Source organism: Streptomyces cyaneochromogenes (genome assembly GCF_003963535.1).
GTDB lineage: Bacteria > Actinomycetota > Actinomycetes > Streptomycetales > Streptomycetaceae > Streptomyces > Streptomyces shaanxiensis.
Map to the genome: position 1 here is coordinate 2,199,948 of NZ_CP034539.1, position 24,351 is coordinate 2,224,298.

The following is a 24,351-nucleotide window of genomic DNA, read 5'->3' on the forward strand; positions in this document are numbered from 1 at the left end:
CGAGTCCTCCTGCAAGGTGGTTGCGGATCAGATGATTCCGAAGAGCATCCCTGCCCCGAGGATGATGAGGCATGTGAGCGCCGCCCACTTGACCACGAACTTCGTGTGGTCGCCGAACTCCACCTTGGCCATGCCGACCAGGACGTAGACGGCCGGGACGAGCGGGCTCGACATGTGCAGCGGCTGGCCGACCAGGGAGGCGCGGGCCATCTCCAGCGGGGAGACGCCGTGCGCCGCGCCGGCCTCGGCGAGGACCGGCAGGACGCCGAAGTAGAAGCCGTCGTTCGACATGAAGTAGGTGAGCGGAAGGCTCAGCAGACCGGTGACCAGGGCCATGTGCGGGCCCATGCCCTCGGGGATGACGTCCACCATCCACTTGGCCATGTGGTCGACCATGCCGGTGCCCTGCAGGACGCCGGTGAAGACGGCGGCGGCGAAGACCATGCCGGAGACGTTGAGGACGTTGTCGGCGTGGGCGGCGAGGCGGGCCTTCTGGTCCGGGATGTGCGGGAAGTTCACGGTGAGCACGAGGGCGGCGCCGAGGAGGAACAGCACCGGGATCGGCAGCCACTCCATGATCATGGCGGTCAGCAGGGTGGCCGTGACCAGCGCGTTGAACCAGTACAGCTTGGGGCGCAGGGTGGCGCGGTTCGGGTCGAGGACGGTGAAGCGCTCCTCGTCGTCGTCCTCCGCGTCGGTGCCGGAGCCGGCGCCGCCGGTGGCCTTGTCCTTGCCGGACGTCCCGGACGTACCGGAGGCACCGGAACCGGCGCCCACGAGGACCGTCTCGGTCTCCTTCTCCTCGACCTTCTCCTCCACCAGGACCTCGTCCAGCGTGAGCACTCCGAGGCGCTTGCGCTCGCGCAGGCCGAGGAAGTACGAGAGGACGAAGACGCCCAGCAGACCGACGAGCAGGGCCGGGATCATCGGGACGAAGATGTCGCTGGCGTCGAGCTTGAGCGCGGTGGCGGCGCGGGCGGTCGGGCCGCCCCACGGCAGGGTGTTCATCACGCCGTTGGCCATGGCGGCGACACCGGTCATCACGACCAGGCTCATCTTCAGGCGCTTGTACAGCGGGTACATCGCCGAGACGGTGATCATGAAGGTGGTCGAGCCGTCGCCGTCGAGCGAGACGATCGCGGCGAGGATCGCCGTGCCGACGACGATCCGCATCGGGTCGGCCTTGGCGAACTTCAGGATTCCGCGCACGATCGGGTCGAAGAGACCGACATCGATCATCACACCGAAGTAGACGATCGCGAACATCAGCATCGCCGCGGTGGGAGCGAGGCTGGTGACGCCGTCGATGACGTAGTCACCGAGGTTGGCGCCCTTCCCGACGAAGACGCAGAACAATGCCGGGATCAGCACGAGCGCCGCGATCGGCGACATCTTCTTCATCATGATCAGGACCAGGAAGGTCGCGATCATGGCGAAGCCAAGGATGGTCAGCATGAGTGGATACCTAACGTTCGCCCTTGAACGACCCACCAGGGCCGGCGGTGCGTTGACGTTAGGTCCCGCTCTACGGCGTTAACAAGACGTTGACGTGCGAGCAATAAGCGCAAAACCCCAGGTCACAGCTTTGCGCTGCTCACAGGGCCGCCACGGTGGCCGGTTTTACTCAGGCTTCGCTTCGCCGACGTCCGCGCCGGTCGCCCCCGCCGACTGCTTTTCTGCTGGGGGTCCGGGGGTTATCCCCCGGGAAAAAGCAGTACCGGTACTCCGTTGAGGACCGCGTTGCCCGACAGCGGGTCAAGCAGGCTGCCGTCGAGGAGCTGGTTGACGTTGACGCCGGGTTCTTTCCGCGCGTGGTTCAGCCGGGTGCCGGGGCGGTCGTGTCCCCAGCCGTGCGGCAGGCTCACCACGCCCGGACGCACGCCGTCGGTGACCTCCGCGGGGGCGGTGACCTCTCCCCCGGCGCCCTTGACCCGCACGGGCGCTCCGTCCGTGACGCCGAGCCGTTCGGCGTCCTCGGGGTGGATGTGCAGGGTGCAGCGGTTGGTGCCGCCGGTGAGGGCGGGGACGTTGTGCATCCAGCTGTTGTTGGAGCGCAGATGGCGCCGGCCGACGAGGACGAGCCCCTCGGGGCGCTCGTGCAGGGCCTGCCTCAGGCGCGGCAGATCGTCGACGATCGGCTGCGGCAGCAGCTCGACCTTGCCGCTGACGGTCTTCAGCGGCTGCGGCAGCCGGGAGCGGAGCGGGCCGAGGTCGATGCCGTGCGGATGCGCCAGCAGTTCCTCCAGGTTCAGCCCGTCCGGTCGTACGCCGAAACCGTCGCCGTAGGGGCCGAGGCGCAGCATCATGTCGAGCCGGCGCTCGGGGCCGGTGTCGCCGAAGAGCTGTGCGGCGAGTTCCTGGGGGTCGCGGCCGTGTACCGGGGAGTGCGCTTCCTTCACCGCCTTGCCGAGGGTCTGCCCGATGACCAGGTCGTCGACGGCCGCCGGATCCGCGCCGTGCATCCCGGTGGCGGCGAGGGTCAGCCGGGCCAGGATCTCCGTCTCGGCCATGCGACCGGGCTCCAGCGGGACGGCGGGCCGGTTGTAGCGGACCTGGTTGCGTACGGCGAGGGTGTTGAAGGCGAAGTCGTGGTGCGGGCTCTGCGAGGGCGGGGGCGGCGGCAGCACGACGTGGGCGTGGCGCGAGGTCTCGTTCAGGTACGGGTCGACGCTGACCATGAAGTCGAGCGAGTCGAGGGCCTTGTCGAGCCGGTCGCCGTCGGGCACCGACAGGACGGGGTTGGCGGCGACGGCGATGACGGCCCGGATCGGCTCGCCCTCCTCGGTCGCGGTGTCGATCTCCTCGGCGAGCGCGGAGATCGGCAGCTCGCCCTTGGCCTCGGGGTGCCGGCTGGCCCGGGAGTGCCAGCGCGCCAGCGCGAAACCGTGGCCGGGCCCCGCCGGGCGAGGCGTCCTGTCGGTGGCCGCCTGTGGGAAGAGGGCGCCGCCGGGGCGGTCGAGGTTGCCGGTCAGGATGTTCAGTACGTCGACCAGCCAGCTGGCGAGGGTGCCGTGCGGGACGGTGCAGCTGCCGATCCGGGCGTACACGGCGGCGGTCGGCGCGGCGGCGAGCTCGCGGGCGAGGGTACGGATGGTGCCGGCGTCGATGTCGCAGGCGGCGGCCACGGCTTCGGGGGTGAAGTCGCGTACGGCGTCGGGGAGTTCGGTGAGTCCCTGGAGGTGCGGGGTCAGCTCGCCGGTGTCCACGAGGTCTTCCTCGAACAGGACGTACGCCATCGCCGCCAGCAGGAGCGCGTCGGTGCCGGGGCGGATCGCGAGGTGCCGGTCGGCGAGCTTGGCGGTGCGGGTGCGGCGCGGGTCGATGACGGTGAGGGTGCCGCCGCGGGCCTTGAGCGCCTTGAGCTTGCCCGGGAAGTCGGGCGCGGTGCACAGGCTGCCGTTGGACTCCAGTGGGTTGGCGCCGATCAGCAGCAAGTGGTCCGTGTGGTCGAGGTCGGGGACGGGGATCGCGTTGGCGTCGCCGTAGAGCAGCCCGCTGGAGACGTGCTTGGGCATCTGGTCGACCGTGGACGCGGTGAAGAGGCTGCGGGTGCGCAGGCCGGCGATAAGCACCGGCGGGTAGAGGGCGCCGGCCATGGTGTGCACGTTGGGGTTGCCGAGCACGACGCCGACCGCGTTCGGTCCGTACCGCTCGACGACCGGGCGCAGACCGGCGGCCACCGCGTCGAAGGCCTCCTCCCAGGTGGCCTCGCGCAGCTCGCCGTCCTTGCGGACCAGCGGGGTGCGCAGCCGGTCGGGGTCGCCGTCGACGGCACCGAAGGAGGCGCCCTTGGGGCAGATGAACCCCTTGCTGAACACGTCCTCGCGGTCGCCGCGGGCGTGGGTCACGGCGGTCCCCTCGATGGTGAGGGTCAGGCCGCAGGTGGCCTCGCACAGGGGACAGATGCGCAGTGCGGTGCGGGACACGGGTCCTCCTGAGGGGCGGCGACGATGACGCGCGGACTCAGGGCGAGCATACCGACCGGTATGCAGGGAGGGGAGTCCCAGCCGGGGACAAGGTCGGAAATTCGCGAGCCTCCGGCCCGGGACGGTCAGTCCAGCACGCGCGCCAGATACGCCCGCAGCATCTCCCGCGCCTCCTCGATGATCCGCTCGTCACCCTCCGGTGCCATCCGGAAGGCCAGGTGGACCAGGGTGTCGGCGGTCTCGACGGCGATGAGGAAGATGCGGCGCAGATCGTCGTCCGGCTCGCGGCCGAGGTAGCCCGAGAGCAGCTCGGTCAGCCGGTCGGCGACCCGGTGGTTGGGTTCGCTGCGGGTGCCGACCGGGATCTGGTTGCCGAAATCGACGAGCGAGAAGCCGGGCGCGGTGCGCTTCATGGCGAGGTACTCGTCGAGCACGACGTCCATGGCCGCGCGCCAGCCTCCCTCGCCGGTCTCCTTGAGGCGGTCGGTGACACGGGCGGTGTAGCGCTCGAGGTTGCGCTGGGCGAGGGCGTCGGCCATCTGCCGCTTGTTGCCGAAGAAGCGGTAGACGGAGCCGATGGGGACGCCGGCACGCTGGGCGACGGCCCGGGTGCTCAGGTCGTCGTAACCGACCTCGTCGAGGAGGTCGGCGCAGGCGTCGAGGATCCGGGTGAGCCGTTCGGCACTGCGCCGCTGCACGGGCGCCCGACGAAGCGATGCGGGGTGAGGCACGGTCTTCATGATGCCTTTCCGGCTCGGTCCGGTGAACCTCGCCCCCCAGTACGGGAGCGGACGCCCGGCGCACTCACTGCCGGGCCGGACGGATCCGCCGTCGGGGGCGCGGTCGTCTCCGCCGCCGACGCCGTGAGGGCGGCCGTGCTCTCGACGGGGTCGCCGTCCACCGCCCAGACCGTGCCGTCGTCGGCGTACAGCCGGACGGTGACCTGGTGCGTGCCGCGTGGGACGAGGCCGGAAGCGAGGCGGTACTCGGGGTTGCGCAGCCTGGTGACGAGCCGGTCGTCCACGTAGAGGTGAGCCAGCCCCCGGCCGGCCACCGCGCGCGTCTGCGCCCCGGCGGCCGAGAAGCGGAAGTCGCGCAGGGTCAGCCGTACGTCCCAGGCGCCGTCGCCCTCCGGGTCCGGCTGCACCTCGATGCCGACCTCGGGGGCGTCGTCCTCGTCCACCTCACGCAGGTGCCGCCCCTCGCCGTCGGTGTCGTCGAGGACCTTGCCCACGGGAGAGGACGACACCCCGTTCTCCCCCTCTTCCCGCGCAGCATCGGAGTCGCAGCCCGAGGTTCCGGTCAGCAGCAGGACACAGACCCCGAGCGCGGCGAGAAAGGTCCGCGTCCATGACATATCCGGAGACTAGAACACCCTTCCGACAGCTGAATCCCCCTGAAGTCTGGTTGGCGTCCGTATCCGGTCGTACCTCCAGGGGATGACCGGCCGATCTTCCGCGCTTCTCTTGCGCCCGCGAAACCGCAATCCTACGGTGTTACATAGGAATCAGATCTCGAGGGAGCGATCATGAGCGATGGGGGTACCTCCCGCGCGAGCGTGTTCGAGCGTGAGGGAGCGCGGAAGACCGCGGAAGGGCTGACCTACCTCTCCGGTTTCGGCAACGAGCACAGCTCGGAGGCGGTGCCGGGCGCCCTCCCGGAGGGCCGCAACTCACCCCAGCGTGCCCCGCTGGGCCTGTACGCGGAGCAGCTGAGCGGGACGGCGTTCACCGAGCCGAGGGCGCACAACCGCCGCTCGTGGCTGTACCGCATCCGCCCGTCGGCGGCGCATCCGGCATTCACGCGCACGGACAACGGCGCGATCCGTACGGCCCCCTTCACGGATTCGGTGCCGGACCCGAACCGACTGCGCTGGAACCCGCTGCCCGAGCCGTCGCCCGGCACCGACTTCCTCGCCGGCCTGTGGACCCTGGGCGGCAACGGCGACGCGACCCAGCGCACCGGCATGGCCGTGCACCTCTACCACGCCAACTCCTCGATGGACCGCGTCTTCAGCGACGCCGACGGCGAGCTGCTGATCGTGCCGGAACTCGGCGGACTGCTGCTGCGCACGGAGTTCGGCCTGCTGCATGTGGAGCCGGGACATGTGGCGCTGATCCCCCGTGGGGTGCGCTTCCGTGTGGAGCTGCTGGATGCTTCCGCGCGCGGTTATGTGTGCGAGAACTATGGGGCCCCCTTCCACCTCCCCGACCTCGGCCCGATCGGCGCCAACGGCCTGGCGAACGCCCGCGACTTCATGGCACCGGTGGCGGCGTACGAGGACGTCGAGGGCCCGGTGGAGGTGGTGAACAAGTTCTGCGGCAACCTGTGGACCGCCACCTACGGCCACTCGCCGCTCGACGTGGTCGCCTGGCACGGCAACCATGTGCCGTACGTCTACGACCTGCGCCGGTTCAATGTGATCGGCACCATCTCGTACGACCACCCCGACCCGTCGATCTTCACGGTGCTGACGTCCCCGTCGGACACCCCGGGCCTCGCGGGCGTCGACTTCGTCGTGTTCGCCCCGCGCTGGCTGGTGGGCGAGGACACCTTCCGGCCGCCGTACTTCCACCGGAACGTGATGAGCGAGTACATGGGCCTCGTCGAGGGCGCCTACGACGCCAAGGCGGAGGGCTTTGTGCCGGGCGGCGGCTCGCTGCACAACATGATGTCGGCGCACGGCCCGGACCGGGAGACGTTCGACCGCGCGAGCGCCGCCGAGCTGAAGCCGCAGCGGGTCGACGACGGCCTGGCCTTCATGTTCGAGACGCGCTGGCCGGTGACGCTCACCCCGCAGGCGGCGGGGGCGGAGCACCTCCAACAGCGCTACGACGACGTCTGGCAGGGGCTGGAGCGCCACTTCCGCCCCTTGCGGTAAAGATCCCCCACCGGTACGGATGGCCCCGTGACCTCCTTCGCCCCGGACTCGATCGTCCTGAACCGCAAGCTGCCGCTCTGGTACCAGGTGTCGCAGTCGCTGCGCGCCTCGATACTGGGCCGCCGCCCGCAGGACCCGCTGCGCCTGCCCACCGAGGAGCAGCTGGCCGAGCACTACGGCGTGAGCGTGCTGACCATGCGGCAGGCGCTGAAGGAGCTGGAGGACGAGGGGCTGATCACCCGCCACCGCAGACGCGGCACGTTCATCGAGCCGGACGCCCGCCGGGGTGCCCCCGTTCGGCTGCTCGGCTCGGTGGACGCGATCGTGGCCCAGCAGTCCGGCATGGCGACCGAGCTGCTGGACCACGGCAGGGCTCCGGTGCCGGCCGAACTCGCCGAGTACTTCCCGGACATCGACGAGGTGGCGACGTACCACCGCCTGCGCGGCGACGAGAAGACGGGCGAGCCGACCAACCACGCCCGCAACTACGTCCGCCCCGAACTGGCCGCGCGCATCGACCCCGACGACCTGGTCCGCTGGCCGATGACCAAGGTGCTGCGGGACGTCGTCGGGGCGGACATCAGCCGCATCACGGACACCGTGGAGGCGCGACTGGCCGACCCGGAGACGGCGCGACTGCTCCAAGTCCCGCTGCTGAGCCCGATCCTGCACTACACAGGTGTGACGTACGACGAGCAGGGCCGCGTGCTGGACGCCGCGGTCATCCACTACCGGGGCGACCGCTTCTCCTTCACGGTGACCCTGGAAGCCACATGACTTCACCGTCGGTGACAGGTCGTACGATGCCCAGCGTGACGCACGACGACGCTCCGCCGCTGGCGGACCTCATGCCGTGGTCCGTCGCACCGCCGCGGCTCGGCCGGGGGTGGCCGACGGGCCCCGACGCGGCATCCCTGAAAGCCCGCTGGGACGCCTTCGTGCAGGCCGAGGGCCCGGACCGGGAGGCCCTGCTGGAGCCGACGCGCTCTCGCACCCTGCACTCGGCGGTCGGGCAGCTGCCCGGCCGGTCGACCGGCACGGAGAGACTGCTCCGCGCCTCGGGCCCCTGCCCCGAGCCGGTGCGCGTCCTGTGCGCCCCGTTCGACGAACAGTGGTTGATCCCCGACCACCGCCTGATCGACGCGGCGCGTCCGGAGCTGTGGCGGGTGGCGGACGAGCACCAGATCTTCGTGCTGGAGACACCCGACTCCGCCCTGCTGGCGACCTCCCTGCTCCCCCTGCTCCGCCCGGGCCGCGTCCGCCCCCTCTACCGCCGCCCCGCCGGCGAGGAGCCCAATCTCGCCCCGGGCCTGCTGCGACACCTGACCTCCCGGCTGGGCCACTCCCCCGCACCCGCGGACCTCCTGGCCTGGATCCTGGCCGCCGCCCGCCCCGATCTCACCGTCCCCCTCACGGAGGACCCCGAACTCTGGACGCGGGGCGTCGAGTTGGGCCACCGCCTGCTCTGGCTGATGCGCCGCAACGGCGAACGCCCCAAGCTGCCGGGCGGCCGCCGCCCGTACGTCCGGGCTCCGCTCCCCTCCCGCCCCCTCAACCTGCACTACGACCGCGACGAGGAGACCCTGGAGCTGGACGAGGGCCGCATCTCCCCGGTGCCGCCGGAGGCATGGGACTTCGAGACGGGCGGAGTGCGGGTCCTGGAGCACTGGTTCACGACCCGCACCGCCACCCCGGAACCGGGCACACTGGCGGCGATCCGCCCGGCGACGTGGCCACAGGCATGGACGTCGGAGCTGCTGGAGCTGATCACGGTCCTGGCGCTGCTGGCTGAACTGCGCCCGCAGCGGGAGGAGTTGACGGTCAAGGCGCCGATCACGGCGACGGAGCTGCACGAGGCAGGCGTACTGCCGGCACCGGAGGCGGCACGCCGCCCGGCATCGGTCCTCGATCACCACGAGGAAGGCCCGGAAGGCCAGTTCGCGCTGATCTAGTTCCTGGGATCGAAGGCGTCGAGCAGTCGGCCGAGCATCATCTCGAACGCCCCGTCCAGATCGATCGGCCCCTGATCCTCCGCGAACGACGCGGCCAGCCGCGGATAGGCCCCCGTGGCCACCTGACTCCCCAGATAGGCGATCCGCACCGCGTTCTCCTCCTCCGCCGACCACGGCAACGACCGTGTCCGCTCGGCGGCGGCCAGCTCCGTCGCCACGTACGACGTGACGCACCCGTTCAGCATCCCGACCAGCTGCATCTTCATGCCGTACGCGGCCTCCAGCGGATCCAGGCACGCCAGACAGTGCTCCAGATACCGCAGGGCGTTCGGGGAGAAGCCGTAGATCGGTGACATCAGCCGCGGCATCCACGGGTGCCGGTGCATCAGCGCCCGCGTCTGCCCGGCGACCCGGCGCATGTCCGCCCGCCAGTCCCCGCTCGGCTCCCACAGCTCGTGCTCCGCGCTGACGGCGTCCACCATCAACTCGTACAGGTCCTCCTTGCGGGGCACGTAGTTGTACAGCGACATCGTGCCGCACCCCAGTTCACCGGCCACGTGCCGCATCGACACCGCGTCCAGACCCTGCGCGTCGGCGACCCGCACCGCGGCCGCCGCGATGTCGGCCCTGGTGAACGCCGGTTTCGGCCCACGCCCCGTCCGCTCGGGTCGCGCCCAGATCACCCCGGGTTCGGCCGTCTTGCCCGCCATCGATCATCACCTCGACCTCCATCCTAGTTACGTACAGCGTACGTAGTGCGCTATGGTCGAGACATGACTTCTACGTACGCTGTACTTAGTGAAGGTCTGGAGAAGCGCTTCGGCGAGGTCCATGCCCTGCGCGGGCTCGATCTGGCCGTCCCGCAGGGCACCGTCTGCGGTCTCCTCGGGCCCAACGGCGCGGGCAAGACCACGGCCCTCAGGCTCCTCACGACGCTCCTGCGCCCGGACGCCGGCTCGGCCCGCATCGCCGGACACGACCTGCTGCGGGACCCGGCCGCCGTCCGCCGCCGCATCGGCGTCACCGGTCAGTACGCCTCGGTCGACGGCGAACTCACCGGCCGCCAGAACCTCCAGCTGTTCGCCCGGCTGCACCGGGTGCGCGGGCCGGCCGAGCGGGCCGGCGAGCTCCTGGACCGCTTCGGCCTGACCGAGGCCGCCGACCGCCCGGCGTCCACGTACTCGGGCGGGATGCGACGCCGCCTCGACCTGGCGGCGAGCCTCGTCCGCCGACCCGACGTGCTGTTCCTGGACGAGCCCACGACCGGCCTGGACCCCGCCAGCCGCAACCGGATCTGGGACGCCGTACGGGAGCTGACCGCCGACGGCACGACCGTGCTGCTGACCACGCAGTATCTGGAGGAGGCCGACCAACTCGCCGACGACATCGCCCTGATGGGCCAGGGGCGGGTCGCGCACACGGGTTCGCCGGCCCAGTTCAAGGCGGTCATCGGCGCGCGCGTCGAGGTCGTCGTCACCGACCCCGACTTCCTGGTGAAGACCGCCGCCGTACTGGATCAACTCACCGGCGCCGAGCCGTCGTTCGACCACGAGCGGCGCGCCGTCGGCGCGGTCACCCGGGACGGCACGCTCACGCTCCCGCGCCTGGTCCGCGAACTCGACGCCGCGGGCGTGCCGTTGCTCGACGCGAGCATCGAACCACCGACCCTCGACGACGTGTTCCTGCGACTCACCCAGGAAGAGGAGCGTGCGGCATGAGCACCCTGGCCCACGACGGCAACGCGATGCTGGGCAGGCAACTGCGGCGGATCCGGAACAACCCGGGGCTGCTCGTCCTGACCCAGACCATGCCGATCACGATGCTGCTGTTCTTCGGCTACGTCTTCGGCAGCGCGCTGGCGATGCCTGGCGCGGAGTACCGCTCCTTCCTGGTGCCCGGCCTGCTGGTGGCGACCGCGGCCAACGGGCTCATGACCGGTATGTTCCAGGCCGCCCAGGACACGCACCGCGGCGTGATGGACCGCTTCCGGACGCTGCCGATGAGCCGGGCCGCCGTACCGCTGGGACAGGCGGGTGCGGACCTGGTCGTGACGGCCGTCGGGACCGTGCCGTTCCTGCTGGTCGGACTCGCGGTGGGCTGGCGGATCGAGGGGTCCGCGCTCGAAGCGGTGGGCGCCTTGGGGCTGTTGCTGCTGTTCCGGTTCGCGACGGCGTGGGCCGGGATATTCCTGGGGCTGCTGACCCGGAACGAGGAGGCCGCCGGTCAGCTCGGCGGGGCGACCTTCATCCTGCCGCTGCTGTCCAACGCGTACATCCCGACCGAGGGCCTGCCGGGCTGGCTGCGCACCCTCGCCGAGTGGAATCCGATCAGCGCGGTCACCATGGCCCTGCGGGACCTCTTCGGCAACGCCCCGGTGCCGGACGGCGCCGCCTGGCCGGTCGCCCACCCCGTCGCCGGGTCACTGGCGTGGTGCGCGGTGCTGCTCGCGGTGTTCGTGCCGCTCGCGGTGCGCAGGTACGCGCGCGGCGAGCGCTGAGGGCAGCGCCCGACAAGGACGGCCCCGTCCATCCTCGTGCATGCCCGTGCACGACAACGGCCCCGTCAACGTCAGTACTCGGCAGAGCCGTTACGTACGGGGACGGGGCCGATGAGCGGGTGGGTGAAGCGGGGGACGCACCCGCGCCCGGGTGGCACTCCGAAGCCACGCCGCGCGCCGCGGGGATGACGGCGACGACAGCGCGGTACAGCACCGGAGACGGTGGAACTGCCGGGCGCGGGCCTGGAATTCGTTCGAGGAACGCCGGTACGAGTCAGCGTCCGCCGAACAGCGAGCGGCGGAGCCGACGCAGCGGGGCGAAGAGCGAGACGCGTCGCACCCGCGCACCGCGGTCGCTGCGCGACTTCGTGGTGTCACGAGTGGTCAGTTCAAGCATCAGCGAGGTCGCTTCGGCCGCCTCCGTCTGCGGCACGGCGGGACCCGCCAGCACCGAGAGATGGCGGTCGAGGCGCGAACTCGTCGCGCTGCTCCCGCAGGTGATCGCAGGGACCCTGGCCCTGCTGCGCACTGTTATCTGATCCATGTCACTCCCCACCCGTACGAGTCCACCCGGCCCGGGCAGGTTAACCCTATCGCCCCGGTGGGGCACTCGTGTATCGCGGTCACAGGATTCACCTTCCCCGTAAGGGTGTTGACAACCCGTCTTTGATTACTCTCCGAATCCAACCGATTTCAGGGCGAGTTGGACAACGGGCTGGCTGGTGGGTTGCGGAGAGCCTCCGTCCGGCTCGACGGTCACAGCCAGTGACGTCGCCGACTTGTCGAGACCGGACGCGACCAAGGGCGTGTCGCCGTCGAAAAGCCCTAGGGAGCGCGGCTGCACATCCGGGCGCATGAGCCAGAGCTGATGCACACGGCCGCTCGACAGCTCGCCATATCCGCTCAGAGTGACGATCGCACGCCCCTCCGATACGGAGGCGACAACTCCGATTGTCCGGCCCTTCGCGTCCTCGCCGGCGGTCGCGCGGGCGTCGGGTGCCGCGAGAACGTTAGCGATCTCACTCGCCCGGTCCCGCTGGGCGTCCAGCTGATCCTGCGTGCGGCCGGCCTGGACGGCGAAGAGGGAGGCGACGACGAGGGCCGCGGCGGCCGTGGCCGTGGCGAACGGCACGAGCAGCGGGCGCGTCCCGCGCGTCCGGGTGCGCGGCGGCGGCTGGGTCCCCCATACATGCGGCGGCAGTTGGGTGGCACGCGCGTGTGCCGGTTCCCGCCCGGTGGACTCCTGCGGAGTCGTCCGTACGGCGGCCAGGACCCGGTTGCGCATCGCGGTCGGCGCCGGGGCGGCCGTCGACCAGGCGAGGCGGACGGCGTCCTCGGACAGGACCCGCACCTCGGCGGCACAGCTGTCACAGGTCTTCAGATGCTTCTCGAAGCGGAGCCGCTCACCGGGTTCCAGGGCGTCGAGGGCGTAGGGGGCGGCGAGCGAGTGCAGGTCCTCGCGCCGCAGCAGACGGTCGACGAAGCTCACGCGACACCTCCCAGACACTTGCGCAGCTGGGTGAGTCCGTCGCGCATACGGGTCTTGACCGTGCCCAGCGGCAGGGAGAGCCGCTCGGCCACTTCACGGTAGGTGTAGCCCTCGTAGTAGGCGAGGGTGACGGACTGGCGCTGCAGCGCGGTGAGGCGTTCCAGGCAGCGGCGCACCCACTCGCGTTCGAGGCCGGCCTCGACCTCCTCTGCGACATGGTCGAAGGCCGGCTGGTTCGCGCGCAGGGCCTCGCGCTGCTCGCGCTCGCCGGCCGCGCGGGCGCTGCGCACCCGGTCGACGGCGCGACGGTGGGCGAGGGTGAGGATCCACGACAGGGCGCTGCCCCGCCCCGGGTCGAACTTCGCGGCGGACCGCCACAGTTCGAGCAACACCTCCTGCGCCACCTCCTCGGACTGGGCGGGATCGCGCACCACACGTCGCACCAGCCCGTACACCGGCCCGGAGACCAGTCCGTACAGCTCCTCGAACGCCTTCTGGTCACCGCCCGCAACGAGCACCAGCAGCTCGTCCGCCTCCAACTCGTCTCCCCCTCCAGTCAGGCCGCAGCGCGGCCGTCTAGTCCCACGAGGCATTCGCAACGAACCCACCTCCGGATGGGGTTACGGATCAGCGCGCCGAAAACGCGGGTCGTCCGCCGATGAAACAACTTTTCAGTTCCGCCGTAAGAACGCTTGAGATTCGACCAATCCACCCTGGCGGCCGCTCCGAATCGGGTTCGTCAGGCAAGTTGGCACTGAGGACGGACGGCATGACACCTATTTCCAGGAGCGGTGCGGGACGCAAGGGCCTCGCGACCCTCGTATGTGGTGCGCTGGCCGCCGGGGGGCTCGCAGCCGCCGGCGTCGCCGCGCTGGCACCGGGGGCGGCCTCCGCCTCCAGCCACCGGGAGGCCCCGCTGATCTCGGGGACACCGCAGTACGACAACACGGACGTGTACGCGTTCGTCAGCCCGGACAAGCCGGACACGACGACGATCATCGCGAACTGGATCCCGTTCGAGGAGCCGGCCGGCGGGCCGAACTTCTTCACGTTCGCCGAGGACGCGCAGTACGACATCCACATCGACAACAACGGTGACGCGCAGGGCGAGCTGCTCTACCGCTTCACCTTCGACACGCACATCAAGAACAAGAAGACGTTCCTGTACAACACCGGCCCGGTCGAGAGCCTCGACGACGCCGACCTCAACATCACGCAGACGTACGACGTCGAGCTGATCAAGCTCAAGAACCAGAAGCTGGTGTCGAAGACGAAGGTCGCCAACGACGTGCCGGTGGCGCCGTCGAACGTCGGCAAGGCGTCCATGCCGGACTACGCGAAGCTGCGCGAGCAGGCCGTCCACGAGCTCCACGGCGGCACCACGTCGTTCGCCGGGCAGGCCGACGACCCGTTCTTCCTGGACCTGCGCGTCTTCGACCTGCTGTACGGCGGGAACCTCTCCGAGGTCGGCAACGACACGCTCAAGGGCTACAACGTCAACTCCATAGCCCTGCAGGTCCCGACACACATGCTCGCCGAGTCGGCGGACCAGCCGATCGTGGGCATCTGGTCGACGACGCAGCGCAAGAACGCCAGGGGCTACTTCGAGCAGGTCTCGCGCCTGGGCAGCCCGCTGGTCAACGAGGTCGTCAACCCGCTCAAGGACAAGGACAAGTTCAACGCGTCCGCGCCCTGGGACGACGCCCAGTTCCTGAAGAACGTCACCAACCCCGAGCTGCCGAAGCTCATCGAGGCGATCTACAAGATCCCGGCACCCAAGGAGCCGCGCAACGACCTGGTCGACGTCTTCCTGAAGGGCGTGAAGGACCTCAACCAGCCGCCCCACGTCCGCCCGGCGGAGATGCTGCGCCTGAACACCTCGATCAAGCCGGCCGCCGAACCCAAGCGGCTCGGTGTCCTCGACGGTGACACCGCGGGCTTCCCGAACGGCCGTCGCCTCACCGACGACGTGATCGACGCCTCGCTCCAGGTCGTCGAGGGTGAACTGCTGGGCGCCAAGAACGACTTGGGCGACGCGGTCGACAAGAACGACAAGGAATTCGAGAAGTCCTTCCCGTACGTCGCCCTGCCGACCGAGGGTTCGCGCGGCCCGCTCGCCAAGGGCACGGACGGCGAGACCGACGTGCGCAGCCAGCTCGGCGACGCCCTGCAGCCGGCGGGTGCCTCCGGCAGCACCGACAACACGACCCTGATCGCCGGGTCGGCGGGCGCCGGCGCGATCGGAGTCCTGCTGATCGGCGCGGGTCTGGCCTGGTGGCGCCGGACGCGGGAGCGGGCGTACTAGGCCCCGTCGACTGGCGCGGCCCGCGCAGTACTCATCCCCCACGGCGCGGGCCGCGCCGCCGTATGCGACAACGACCGTTCCTGCAAACCCGATCGAGGAGAGGGCATGGCCCCGCGGACGAACGACAACGCACCGCAGAACGAGGAGCACGGCCAGGCCGCCGGTGCGGATGCCGCTGCCGCGGAGACCGATGAGCGGGTTGCCGCCATGCGGCGGGTGAGCAGCGCGAGGCGGCAGGGGCTTCGCTTCTGCCGAAGCGGGGTCCGGGGGCTCAGCCCCCAGCGGGGCCCAGGGGCAGAGCCCCTGGACGGGGTCGAAGGGGCGGAGCCCCTGGAGGACGGGAAGGGTAGGGGCGGCGGGGGCGAAGAATCCGCTGACCAGCGCATCGCCGCCGTACGCCGCGCCGCGGCAGCGGGACGACGCCGGCGGGCTCTTCATCTCGCCGGCTGCACCGCCCTGCTGGCCATCGCCTTCACCGCCGGCTCCATCGCACTCGACGCCGTACGCGACAACCCGGCCACCGGCATCGCCCCCGCCTCCGCCGCCGTCGCACCCGGCCTCCTCGCCACCGGCGACCTGGACACCGGCGTCTCCTCCCTCCAGGCCCACCTGCGCGATCAGCCGAGGGACTTCGTCGGCTGGTCCACTCTGGGCCTCGCCTACGTCGAACAGGCCCGCACCAAGGGCGACCCCTCCCGCTACCCGCAGGCCGAGCAGGCCTTCAAGCGCTCCCTCGCGCTGAAGTCCGACAACGACCAGGCCCTGGCCGGCCGCGCCGCCCTCGCGGCCGCCCGCCACGACTTCGAGGACGCCCTGAAGTACGCCGACCAGGCCCTGAAGGTGAACCCGTACAGCGAACGCGCCCTGTGCACCCGCGTCGACGCCCTGGTCGAACTCGGCCGCTACACCGACGCGTCCAAGGCCGCCGACACGGCCGACGACCGCCGCCCGGGCATCCCGGTCTTCACGCGCTACGCGTATGTCCACGAGCTGCGCGGCGACGTCCGCACGGCCCGACGCGTGCTGGACCAGGCGCTCTCCTCCGCGGTCACCCCCGGCGACATCGCGTACGTCGCCACCCAGCTCGGCCAACTCGCCTGGAACCAGGGCGACTACGACAGCGCCCTCACCCACTACGCCCGCGCCCTCGCCGCCGACGAGAACTACGTCCCCGCCCTCGAAGGCCGCGCCCGTGCGCAGGCCGCGAGCGGCGACAGGACCGGCGCGCTCAAGGGCCTGCGGGACGTCGTCTCCCGCTACCCCCTCCCCGGCCCGCTCGTCGCACTCGGCGAGCTGTACGAGGCGTCCGGCGACCGGGCCGAGGCCGTCGACCAGTACGCCCTGGTCGACGCCTGGACGGCCCTCGCCCGCGCCAACGGCGTCAACGCCGACCTCGACACCGCCCTCGCGGCCGCCGACCACGGCGACAAGGCGTCCGCCCTGCGCGCCGCCCGCGCCGAGTGGGACCGTCGGCAGACCGTGCACACCGCGGACGCCCTCGCCTGGGCACTGCACGCCAACGGCAAGGACGAGGAGGCCCTGCCCTACACCCGCAAGGCCACGGCCACCGGCTACCGCAGCGCCGCGTTCCTCTTCCACCGCGGCGTCATCGAGCGCGCCACGGGCCACGCCGAGGACGCCCGCGAGCACCTGCGGGCCGCGCTGAAGCTGAACGCCGGCTTCTCGCCGCTGGGCGCCCGGGAAGCCCGTACGGCACTCAAGAACCTGGAGGCGGGCAAGTGACCCCCCGTCGGCTGTTCGCCTCCGGCGCCGCCGTCCTCACGGCGGCCTGCGCGCTCGCGCTGTTCTCCTCCCCTCCCGCGAGCGCGCACCCCCTCGGCAACTTCACCGTCAACCGCTACGACGGCCTCGTCGCCGCCCCCGGCGAACTGCGCGTCCACCATGTCGAGGACCTCGCCGAGATCCCGGCTACGCAGGCGAAGCCGGACATCGAGAAGGCGGGCATGACGGAGTGGGCCCGGCAGCGCTGCGAGAACGCCGCGCAGGGCAGCGAGGTCACCGTGGACGGCCGTACGGTCGAGCTGACGCTGAACAGCAGCCACTCGCGCGTGCGGCCAGGTCAGGCGGGTCTGGACACCCTCCGTGTGGAGTGCCGGCTGACGGCGCCGCTCCCCGAGGACGCCACGGTCGCCCTCGGCTTCCGGGGCGCGGGCGCGCAGGCCGGCCCCGGCTGGCGGGAGATCACGGCACGCGGCGACCGTATGACGCTCACCGCCTCGGACGTGCCGAAGGAGTCGGTCTCCCGCGAACTGACCGAGTACCCCGAGGAGTTGCTCTCCTCGCCGGCCGACACCAAGGCCGCGTCGCTGCGCGTGCGCCCCGGCGGACCGGCCCTCGCCGAGTCCGCGCCTGACGCCCCCGCCTCCTCGGTCCTGCCCCGAGGCGCCGACCGCTGGACGCGCGCCCTGGACGGACTGGTCGCCCGCCACGACCTCACCGTCGGCTTCGCCGCCCTCGCCCTGGTGATCGCGGTCTTCCTCGGCGCGATGCACGCGCTCGCCCCGGGCCACGGCAAGACGATCATGGCCGCGGTCGCCACGGCACGCGGCGGCAACGCACGCCTCAAGGACGTCATGCCGCTGGCCGCCTCGGTGACGGTCACCCACACCCTGGGCGTGGTCGCCCTCGGCCTCCTGATCACGGCGGGCTCGGCGGCGGCACCGTCGGTCATCACATGGCTGGGCATCGCGAGCGGAGTCCTGGTGACGCTGGCGGGGGTGACGCTGGTCCGCCGGGCCTGGCACATCCGCAAGCACACCCAGCCGCACGGGCACGGGCACGACCACTCACACACCCACGATCACGACCACTCCCACGGGCACGAGACCGAGCACGAGACCGAGACCGACGAGGTCCGCGAGCACCAACCGGTCCTGGTCGCCGCCCACACCCACGCCACGGCGCAGACCCACGCACCCGCACAGGGCCACGTCCACGCGCACGAGGACCATCAGCACCACGAGCACGACCACACGCACGATCACCCCCACCCCCACCCCCACAGCCACACCCACGGCCTGCTCACCCACACCCACGGCGGCTTCACGCACACCCACCCCACCGCCCCGACCCTCCGCGGCACGATCCTCCTCGGCTTCGCCGGCGGCCTCGTGCCCAGCCCTTCCGCGGTCGTCGTGCTCGTGGGCGCCGCGGCGCTCGGCAAGGCGTGGTTCGGGCTGCTGCTCGTCGTCGCGTACGGGGTCGGGCTGGCCCTCACCCTCACCGCGGCCGGGTTCGCGGTCGTCAAGCTGGGGACCGGGGTCACACGGGTACTGGACAAACGCCCCCGCTGGACCACCCACCCGATCACGACCTTCCTGCGCAGGACCGCTCCGCTGGGCTCGGCGCTCCTCGTCGTGCTGCTCGGGGCCGGATTGGTGTTCCAGGGGGCGGCATCCGCACTCGGCTGAGCTACTTTTGGGAAGAAATCACACGGAGTGGAGATTTCGCACGGATGCGAATGGGGGACGCCCGTGTCCGAAGAACACGGCAGTGAACGTGTCATCGCGGGCCGCTACCGCCTCCTGTCCCCGCTCGGCGAGGGCGGCATGGGCACCGTGTGGCGGGCGCGCGACGAGGTGCTGTACCGCGAGGTCGCCGTCAAGGAGGTGCGTGCGCCGCACGGGCTGCCGGCGCCCGAGGTCGAGCGGATGTACGCCCGGCTGGAGCGCGAGGCGTGGGCGGCGGCGCGGGTCGCCAACCGCAATGTCGTCACGGTGTACGACGTGGCCACGCAGGACGGCCGGCCCTGGATCGTGATGGAGCTGGTCCGCGGCATCTCGCTGGCCGAGCTGCTGGACGCCGAGGGCCCGCTGAGCCCGCAGCGCGCCGCGCACATCGGTGCCGAGGTGCTGTCCGCGCTGCGGGCCGCGCACGAGGCCGGGGTGCTGCACCGGGACGTGAAGCCGGCCAACGTGCTGATGTCGAACGACGGCCGGGTCGTGCTCACCGACTTCGGCATCGCCATGGTCGAGGGCAGCTCCGCGCTGACGATGACCGGCGAGGTCATCGGCTCCCCCGAGTTCCTGGCCCCGGAGCGGGCACTGGGCCGCACGCCCGGCCCGGAGTCGGACCTGTGGTCGCTCGGCGTGCTGCTCTACGCGGCCGTGGAGGGCAACTCCCCCTTCCGCCAGAACACCCCGCTCAGCACCCTGCGCGCGATCGTCGACGACGAGCTGCCCCCGCCGCACCGGGCCGGTCCGCTCACCGGCGTCATCGAGGGGCTGCTGCGCAAGGACCCGGCCGAGCGGCTGCCCGCCGACCGGGCCGAGCAGGACCTGCGGATCATCGGCGCGGGCGGCACGCCACGCGCGGACGCCGTGCAGGCGACCCCGTACACCCCCACCGTCGCGGCGTTCCCGGCGCCGTCGCAGACCGCCCCGACGGCCCCGGTCCCACCGCCCGCGTCGACCCGGCCCGTCACCGCCACCCCCGCCGACACCACGGCTCCCGTCCGCCCCGACCGCAACCGCCGCGCCGCCGTCGTCCTGATCGCCGGCGTCGCCGCACTCGCCTTGGCCGTGGCAGGGCTGACGTACGCCCTCCTCAACCGCGGGGGCGACGGGGACAAGGCGCGCGGCGACGAGACCACCAGCCAGACCGGCGGCGGGACTTCACCGGCCGAGACCGAGGACGAGAACGCCTCGGGCGGGGGCCAGAGCCCGACACCGAGCCCGAGCGACAGTGACACGCCCTCCGCTGCCCCGCAGTCCGTGAAGGTGACGTTGGCGGGCTCGAACCTCGAGTACTCCGGGTCCTGTCCACCGCCGAACGGCGAGGCGCCCGCCTTCACGGCGACGTTCACGGTGGGGCGGCTGCCGGCCGAGGTCACCTATCGCTGGGTGTCGCGGGACGGCGACGTCATGGACCAGGGCTGGAAGACCCTGTCGTTCCCGGAGGGGGGCGAACGGACCAAGCAGGACAAGGCGTTCGTGACGACGTACGACGACAGCGGGACGTTCGAGAACGAGATCGGCGTCGAGGTGCGCGACCCGGTGGAGACGAAGTCCGACTCGGTGCCGTTCTCGGTGACCTGTGTGACGGAGACCCCGACGGGCGGGGTCTCGCCATCGCCCAGCGGATCGCCGGGCTCGTAAGGGGTCAGGCCGCGCTGGCCAGCACCGGCAGATAACCACCCGACTGGCCCGCGGCCGTCGGGTGGTACGACTCCGGGATGTTGAGCCAGTTCACGGCGTGCATCCACGAGCTGCCGGAGCAGATCTCGTGCCCGGTGAACGTGGGACGCACGTCGGCGAAGGTGAACCCGTGGTCGAGGGCGCGCTTCTCGGTCGCGGCGTCGATGTAGTCGGCCGCGTCGTTGAGCGCCCTGCGCTTGGTCTCGGACAGACCGAGGCACCCGGACACGCCCAGCTTGTAGAAGCGGGGGTAACCGAGCACGACCACATGGGCCGACGGGGCCTTGGTGCGAATGGCCGAGTAGACGGTGTCGAGCCGGCCGGGCAGCGTCGAGTCGACGTACGCCTTGGCGGTGTTGATGCGGGAGACGCAGGCGCTGTCGGACTGCAGCACACAGGTCGTCATGATGTCCGAGAACCCGGCGTCGTTGCCGCCGATCGAGATGGACACGAGGGCGGTGGCGGGGCTGAGCGGGCCGAGCTGACTGGCCGTGACATCACTCGTACGAGCGCCCGCGCAGGCGGTGAAGTCGAACGACGAGGGTGAGTTCGCGGCGGCCCACAGATACGGATACGCCTTCGTGCTGCGTGCGCAGTCGCCGCTGGAGGCGAGGTAGCTGCCCGCACCGAGGCCGGAGGAGTAGGAGTCGCCGAGGGCCACATAGCCGCCGATTGCGGCGGTTTCGGAGGCCTGCGCGGCGCCGGTCCCGGTGAGGGCGGTGCCGACGGCGAGGAGGAGCGAGGCGACGTATGCGGAAAGTCGGGAACGTCTCATGGAACCTCCCTATAGCAGGATCTCTGCATTAACCGTCGTACCAACTACGCGTGTTGACCGGAAGTGTCCATGCCAAGACCTTTCCGGGCATCACGACCTCCACTCCGGGCGTTCACCACCCGTCCGATTGCGTGCACATGTCATGTGTGTTGACAGGTCGTCAACCGCCTTGTTCTACCCCCGTAGACCGCCCAGTCTTTACATCAGCCCCGAGCGGAACGCGACGCTCCAGGCTGTGCCCGCGATCACGCGCGCACCCCCCACAGACGCGCGCCCCACCCGGGCTCGCGCCGCCTAGAGGAGGACTCCCTCGTAATGGCACAACTGCGTAGCAAGAAGGTCCGGTTCGCCGCGATAACCAGCCTGGCGACCGCCGCCCTCGTCGGCGGACTCACCGCTCTCCCCGCCCAGGCCGCCCCGGCCGAGGGCAAGGTCCTGGCCGCCGGTTCGGCCACGGCGATCAAGGACAGCTACATCGTCACGCTCAAGAAGAGCGCGGGCCTCAAGGCCTCCTCGGCCGCGGGCAAGGACGTCGTCGAGGAGTACGGCGGCACGGTGAAGAGGACGTTCACCAAGGCACTGAACGGCTACTCCGCCACCCTCTCGGCGACCGAGGCCAAGAGACTCGCGGCCGACCCCGCGGTGGCCTCCGTCGAGCAGAACCAGCGCGTCCACGCGGACGCCACGCAGTCCAACGCCCCCTGGGGCCTGGACCGCATCGACCAGGCCGCCCTTCCGCTCTCCGGCACCTACACCTACCCGGACAGCGCAGGCAGCGGCGTGACGGCGTACGTCATCGACACCGGCGTGCGCATCACGCACCAGCAGATCAGCGGTCGGGCCACCTACGGCTACGACGCCGTCGACGGCGACACCACCGCCTCCGACGGCAACGGCCACGGCACCCATGTGGCCACCACCATCGCGGGCTCGACCTACGGCGTCGCCAAACAGGCGAAGATCGTGGCGGTCCGTGTGCTCGACAACTCGGGCTCCGGCACCACCGCGGGCGTGATCGCGGGCATCGACTGGGTGACCAACAACCACTCCGGCCCCTCGGTCGCCAACATGTCTCTCGGCGGCGGCGCCTCGGCCTCGCTGGACACGGCGGTGCGCAACTCCATCGCCAGCGGCGTGACCTACGCGGTAGCGGCCGGCAACAGCAGCGCCAACGCCTCCTCGTACTCCCCGGCCCGGGTCACCGAGGCGATCACCGTCGGCGCCACCACCAGCTCGGACGCCCGCGCCAGCTACTCCAACTACGGCTCGGTCCTGGACATCTTCGCGCCGGGCTCCTCGATCACGGCGGGCTGGTACACCAGCGACACCGCGACGAACACCATCTCCGGTACGTCGATGGCCACCCCGCACGTCGCGGGCGCGGCCGCGGTCTACCTGGCGAGCCACACCTCGGCCACCCCGGCCGCGGTCGCCTCGGCCCTGACCTCCGGCGCGACCACCAACGTGGTCACCAGCCCGGGCAGCGGCTCGCCGAACCGCCTGCTGAAGCTCGTCCCGTGACGCACCCCCGCACCATCTGAACCACCGGCCCCCGCAGGCCCCACGCCTGCGGGGTCCGTCCGCGCTCCCGCGCGCCACGAACAGATGTCAAGAGTCCGACCGCATCTTGACGGCCGACGCGGCGCTGAGCCACATTGAAGCCCGGCATCCGGCGCTTCGGGGGGCAAAGTCGCCAATGCAGACCTTACGTATCAAGACAGCTTCATCCAGAGCCGAGGCTCAGGACACCGAGCGAGCGCGACCAGGACCGGGGAGGGACCTGACGCCGCTGCTCGCGGGTGCCGCAACGGCCGTGGGGGGAATCGGCGCGGTCCTCGCGCTCGTCGACTCGGGCTCGCCGCTGCGCGGCCCCTTCACCCTGTTCTTCCTGCTCGCGGCACCGGCCGGGGCGATCGCCGCCGCGCTGCGCGGGCTGGAACCCTTCGGCCGTGCCATCGCCTCGGTTGCGGGCGCGGTCGTCGTCAACATGCTGGTGACCCAGGGCATGCTGGCCGTGCACCGGTGGTCGGTACGCGGCGGGATCGTGGCCGTGACCGCGATCAGCGCCCTCGTTCTCCTGCTGGTTCTGCTGCGGCGGCTGCGCGGCCGTACGACGCGAAGGCGGACTGACTGACGTGGACATCAGCGTGTACCGCCCCGGCGAGCTCAGCTCCGCCGACCGGGCGGCGTGGACATCGATGCAGTCCAAGGCCCATCTCCAGGGTTCGCCCGAGCTGGGCAACCCCTTCCTCTCCCCCGAGTTCGCCCTCGCGATCGGCCGCTGCCGGCGCGGGGTGCGGATCGCTGTCGTACGGGAGGGCGGCGAGCCGGCCGCGTACTTCCCGTTCCAGCGGACGGCGGCCGGCGTCGGCCGGGCCATCGGCCTCGGTGTCTCGGACGCCCAGGGAGTGGTCCACCGGCCCGGGTTCACCTGGGACGCCAGGGAGCTGCTGAAGGCCTGCGGGCTCGCCGTCTGGGAGTTCGACCACCTGGTGGAGGGCCAGGCGGCGTTCGGGGCGGAGGCGTCCGGCAGGTATCCGTCCCCGGTCATGGACGTCGACCAGGGATACGACGCCTATCTGGCCCAGCTCCGCGCGCAGTCACCGAAGTTCACGAAGTCGACGCTCGCCAAGGAGCGCAAGCTGGGCCGGGACCACGACGGCGTGCGGTATGTGCACGACGAGCGCGATCCGGCCGCTCTGCGCGCGCTGATGGCGTGGAAGTCCGCGCAGTACCGCAGGACGGGGCGCAGCGACCGGTTCGCGCACGAGTGGATCACCCGGCTCGTGGACCAGCTGTTCCACACCCGCTCCGAGCCGTTCGCGGGGATCCTGTCGGTGCTGTACGCGGGCGACAGGCCGATCGCCGCGCACTTCGGGCTGCGCTCCGAGCGGGTGCTGGCCTGCTGGTTCCCGGCCTACGACCCGGCGTTCTCGAAGTACTCGCCGGGCCTGGTCCTGCATCTGCGCATGGCCGAGGCGGCCGCCGCCGACGGCATCGCCTACCTGGATCTCGGCCGGGGCCAGAAGGAATACAAGGACTCCCTGAAGACACGCGAGCTGATGGTGTCGGAGGGGTGGGTGACCCGGCGTCACCCGGTCGCGTTCGGACACCGGGCACGCCGTGCCCCGGTCCGGGCGCTGCGCAACACCGTGCAGAGCCGGCCGGAGCTGTTCGCACCGGCGGACCGGCTCCTCAAACGCATGGGGAAGATCCGCTCGGGACGGCGGTAACGGCAGGCCCGGCCGGGCCGGTTGCCACTACAGCAATCGGGCCGGTTACGGTCAAACCAACAAAAACGTGAGAGCTCGTTCCAGCTCTTGCCATACAGGCTCAATCGTCAATACCGTCGTACATCTCACCCGCATCG

The 24,351-nt window shown here is 71.1% G+C and carries 21 protein-coding genes; 12 read left to right on the plus strand and 9 right to left on the minus strand.

Features of this window, described 5'->3' with window-relative positions; all coding sequences use genetic code 11:
* Nucleotides 1-27: 27 nt before the first annotated feature.
* The 4 genes from EJ357_RS09705 to EJ357_RS09720 all read right to left on the minus strand — a co-directional run bounded on the left by EJ357_RS09705 (nt 28) and on the right by EJ357_RS09720 (nt 5,283).
* Nucleotides 28-1,491 (minus strand): CitMHS family transporter, encoded by a 1,464-nt coding sequence (locus EJ357_RS09705; protein WP_323377914.1) that lies wholly within the window; start codon nt 1,489-1,491, stop codon nt 28-30.
* 203 nt (nt 1,492-1,694) lie between these two features.
* Nucleotides 1,695-3,926: a molybdopterin oxidoreductase family protein gene (locus EJ357_RS09710; RefSeq protein WP_126390598.1), complete on the minus strand. Its 2,232-nt coding sequence runs from the start codon at nt 3,924-3,926 to the stop codon at nt 1,695-1,697.
* 125 nt (nt 3,927-4,051) lie between these two features.
* Nucleotides 4,052-4,666 carry a TetR/AcrR family transcriptional regulator gene (locus EJ357_RS09715; protein ID WP_126390600.1) on the minus strand — a complete coding sequence of 205 codons (615 nt, stop codon included), beginning with the start codon at nt 4,664-4,666 and terminating at the stop codon, nt 4,052-4,054.
* Nucleotides 4,663-5,283 carry a hypothetical protein gene (locus EJ357_RS09720; RefSeq protein WP_126390602.1) on the minus strand — a complete coding sequence of 207 codons (621 nt, stop codon included), beginning with the start codon at nt 5,281-5,283 and terminating at the stop codon, nt 4,663-4,665. The genes EJ357_RS09715 and EJ357_RS09720 overlap by 4 nt, the downstream gene beginning before the upstream one ends.
* 171 nt (nt 5,284-5,454) lie before the next feature.
* On the opposite strand from EJ357_RS09720, the gene hmgA reads away from it, so the two are divergent.
* Genes hmgA through EJ357_RS09735 form a run of 3 tightly spaced genes read left to right on the plus strand, consistent with a single transcriptional unit; the run spans nt 5,455 to nt 8,759 of the window.
* Entirely contained in the window at nt 5,455-6,807 is a 1,353-nt protein-coding gene (gene hmgA, locus EJ357_RS09725) for a homogentisate 1,2-dioxygenase (RefSeq protein WP_126390604.1), read from the plus strand.
* Nucleotides 6,808-6,834: 27 nt separating this feature from the next.
* Nucleotides 6,835-7,584, plus strand: a complete 750-nt coding sequence (locus tag EJ357_RS09730) for a GntR family transcriptional regulator (protein ID WP_126390606.1) — start codon at nt 6,835-6,837, stop codon at nt 7,582-7,584.
* Nucleotides 7,585-7,610: 26 nt separating this feature from the next.
* Nucleotides 7,611-8,759, plus strand: coding sequence for a type ISP restriction/modification enzyme (locus EJ357_RS09735; protein ID WP_126390608.1), 1,149 nt, complete (start codon nt 7,611-7,613; stop codon nt 8,757-8,759).
* On the opposite strand, the gene EJ357_RS09740 is transcribed toward EJ357_RS09735, so the two are convergent.
* Nucleotides 8,756-9,469, minus strand: a complete 714-nt coding sequence (locus EJ357_RS09740; protein ID WP_126390610.1) for a TetR/AcrR family transcriptional regulator — start codon at nt 9,467-9,469, stop codon at nt 8,756-8,758. The two genes, EJ357_RS09735 and EJ357_RS09740, sit on opposite strands and share 4 nt — an antisense overlap.
* Before the next feature lie 63 nt (nt 9,470-9,532).
* On the opposite strand from EJ357_RS09740, the gene EJ357_RS09745 reads away from it, so the two are divergent.
* Together EJ357_RS09745 and EJ357_RS09750 are read left to right on the plus strand one after the other, a co-directional pair.
* Nucleotides 9,533-10,477: an ATP-binding cassette domain-containing protein gene (locus EJ357_RS09745; RefSeq protein WP_126390612.1), complete on the plus strand. Its 945-nt coding sequence runs from the start codon at nt 9,533-9,535 to the stop codon at nt 10,475-10,477.
* The gene (locus tag EJ357_RS09750; RefSeq protein WP_126390614.1) at nt 10,474-11,256 is read left to right on the plus strand and encodes an ABC transporter permease; all 783 of its coding nucleotides are present in this window, start codon (nt 10,474-10,476) and stop codon (nt 11,254-11,256) included. Before EJ357_RS09745 ends, EJ357_RS09750 begins: the two co-directional genes overlap by 4 nt.
* A 274-nt stretch (nt 11,257-11,530) precedes the next feature.
* Here the strand turns inward: EJ357_RS09750 and EJ357_RS09755 are convergent, their stop codons facing one another.
* The 3 genes from EJ357_RS09755 to EJ357_RS09765 all read right to left on the minus strand — a co-directional run bounded on the left by EJ357_RS09755 (nt 11,531) and on the right by EJ357_RS09765 (nt 13,284).
* The gene (locus tag EJ357_RS09755; RefSeq protein WP_126390616.1) at nt 11,531-11,800 is read right to left on the minus strand and encodes a hypothetical protein; all 270 of its coding nucleotides are present in this window, start codon (nt 11,798-11,800) and stop codon (nt 11,531-11,533) included.
* Between the two features lie 126 nt (nt 11,801-11,926).
* A complete protein-coding gene (locus EJ357_RS09760; RefSeq protein ID WP_126390618.1) occupies nt 11,927-12,745 on the minus strand; it encodes an anti-sigma factor in 819 nt (272 codons plus the stop codon).
* Nucleotides 12,742-13,284 carry a sigma-70 family RNA polymerase sigma factor gene (locus EJ357_RS09765; RefSeq protein ID WP_126390620.1) on the minus strand — a complete coding sequence of 181 codons (543 nt, stop codon included), beginning with the start codon at nt 13,282-13,284 and terminating at the stop codon, nt 12,742-12,744. The genes EJ357_RS09760 and EJ357_RS09765 overlap by 4 nt, the downstream gene beginning before the upstream one ends.
* 230 nt (nt 13,285-13,514) lie before the next feature.
* Between EJ357_RS09765 and EJ357_RS09770 the strand changes: the two genes are divergently transcribed.
* The 4 genes from EJ357_RS09770 to EJ357_RS09785 all read left to right on the plus strand — a co-directional run bounded on the left by EJ357_RS09770 (nt 13,515) and on the right by EJ357_RS09785 (nt 20,167).
* Nucleotides 13,515-15,050 carry a DUF4331 domain-containing protein gene (locus tag EJ357_RS09770; RefSeq protein WP_126390622.1) on the plus strand — a complete coding sequence of 512 codons (1,536 nt, stop codon included), beginning with the start codon at nt 13,515-13,517 and terminating at the stop codon, nt 15,048-15,050.
* Nucleotides 15,051-15,155: 105 nt separating this feature from the next.
* Nucleotides 15,156-16,793 carry a tetratricopeptide repeat protein gene (locus EJ357_RS09775; RefSeq protein WP_126390624.1) on the plus strand — a complete coding sequence of 546 codons (1,638 nt, stop codon included), beginning with the start codon at nt 15,156-15,158 and terminating at the stop codon, nt 16,791-16,793.
* Entirely contained in the window at nt 16,790-18,481 is a 1,692-nt protein-coding gene (locus EJ357_RS09780) for a HoxN/HupN/NixA family nickel/cobalt transporter (protein ID WP_126390626.1), read from the plus strand. The genes EJ357_RS09775 and EJ357_RS09780 overlap by 4 nt, the downstream gene beginning before the upstream one ends.
* A 63-nt stretch (nt 18,482-18,544) precedes the next feature.
* Nucleotides 18,545-20,167, plus strand: a complete 1,623-nt coding sequence (locus tag EJ357_RS09785; protein WP_126390628.1) for a serine/threonine-protein kinase — start codon at nt 18,545-18,547, stop codon at nt 20,165-20,167.
* 4 nt (nt 20,168-20,171) lie between these two features.
* Here EJ357_RS09785 and EJ357_RS09790 read toward each other — a convergent pair whose 3' ends face one another.
* Nucleotides 20,172-20,981 carry an SGNH/GDSL hydrolase family protein gene (locus tag EJ357_RS09790; protein WP_126390630.1) on the minus strand — a complete coding sequence of 270 codons (810 nt, stop codon included), beginning with the start codon at nt 20,979-20,981 and terminating at the stop codon, nt 20,172-20,174.
* A gap of 315 nt (nt 20,982-21,296) precedes the next feature.
* On the opposite strand from EJ357_RS09790, the gene EJ357_RS09795 reads away from it, so the two are divergent.
* The 3 genes from EJ357_RS09795 to EJ357_RS09805 all read left to right on the plus strand — a co-directional run bounded on the left by EJ357_RS09795 (nt 21,297) and on the right by EJ357_RS09805 (nt 24,214).
* A complete protein-coding gene (locus tag EJ357_RS09795) occupies nt 21,297-22,502 on the plus strand; it encodes a S8 family peptidase (RefSeq protein WP_126390632.1) in 1,206 nt (401 codons plus the stop codon).
* A 292-nt stretch (nt 22,503-22,794) separates the two neighbouring features.
* Nucleotides 22,795-23,115: a hypothetical protein gene (locus EJ357_RS09800; RefSeq protein ID WP_126390634.1), complete on the plus strand. Its 321-nt coding sequence runs from the start codon at nt 22,795-22,797 to the stop codon at nt 23,113-23,115.
* A 1-nt stretch (nt 23,116) separates the two neighbouring features.
* Nucleotides 23,117-24,214, plus strand: coding sequence for a GNAT family N-acetyltransferase (locus EJ357_RS09805; protein ID WP_126390636.1), 1,098 nt, complete (start codon nt 23,117-23,119; stop codon nt 24,212-24,214).
* The last annotated feature ends 137 nt before the right edge of the window (nt 24,215-24,351 follow it).

What these genes read in the sequence shown, in the direction of transcription:
- EJ357_RS09750 (WP_126390614.1), top strand. Translation starts at nt 10,474, where the DNA reads ATGAGCACCCTGGCCCACGACGGCAACGCGATGCTGGGCAGGCAACTG.
- EJ357_RS09795 (WP_126390632.1), top strand. Translation starts at nt 21,297, where the DNA reads ATGGCACAACTGCGTAGCAAGAAGGTCCGGTTCGCCGCGATAACCAGC.
- EJ357_RS09735 (WP_126390608.1), top strand. Translation starts at nt 7,611, where the DNA reads ATGCCCAGCGTGACGCACGACGACGCTCCGCCGCTGGCGGACCTCATG.
- EJ357_RS09790 (WP_126390630.1), bottom strand. Translation starts at nt 20,981, where the DNA reads ATGAGACGTTCCCGACTTTCCGCATACGTCGCCTCGCTCCTCCTCGCC.
- EJ357_RS09770 (WP_126390622.1), top strand. Translation starts at nt 13,515, where the DNA reads ATGACACCTATTTCCAGGAGCGGTGCGGGACGCAAGGGCCTCGCGACC.
- EJ357_RS09775 (WP_126390624.1), top strand. Translation starts at nt 15,156, where the DNA reads ATGGCCCCGCGGACGAACGACAACGCACCGCAGAACGAGGAGCACGGC.
- hmgA (WP_126390604.1), top strand. Translation starts at nt 5,455, where the DNA reads ATGAGCGATGGGGGTACCTCCCGCGCGAGCGTGTTCGAGCGTGAGGGA.
- EJ357_RS09720 (WP_126390602.1), bottom strand. Translation starts at nt 5,283, where the DNA reads ATGTCATGGACGCGGACCTTTCTCGCCGCGCTCGGGGTCTGTGTCCTG.
- EJ357_RS09740 (WP_126390610.1), bottom strand. Translation starts at nt 9,469, where the DNA reads ATGGCGGGCAAGACGGCCGAACCCGGGGTGATCTGGGCGCGACCCGAG.
- EJ357_RS09755 (WP_126390616.1), bottom strand. Translation starts at nt 11,800, where the DNA reads ATGGATCAGATAACAGTGCGCAGCAGGGCCAGGGTCCCTGCGATCACC.
- EJ357_RS09745 (WP_126390612.1), top strand. Translation starts at nt 9,533, where the DNA reads ATGACTTCTACGTACGCTGTACTTAGTGAAGGTCTGGAGAAGCGCTTC.
- EJ357_RS09715 (WP_126390600.1), bottom strand. Translation starts at nt 4,666, where the DNA reads ATGAAGACCGTGCCTCACCCCGCATCGCTTCGTCGGGCGCCCGTGCAG.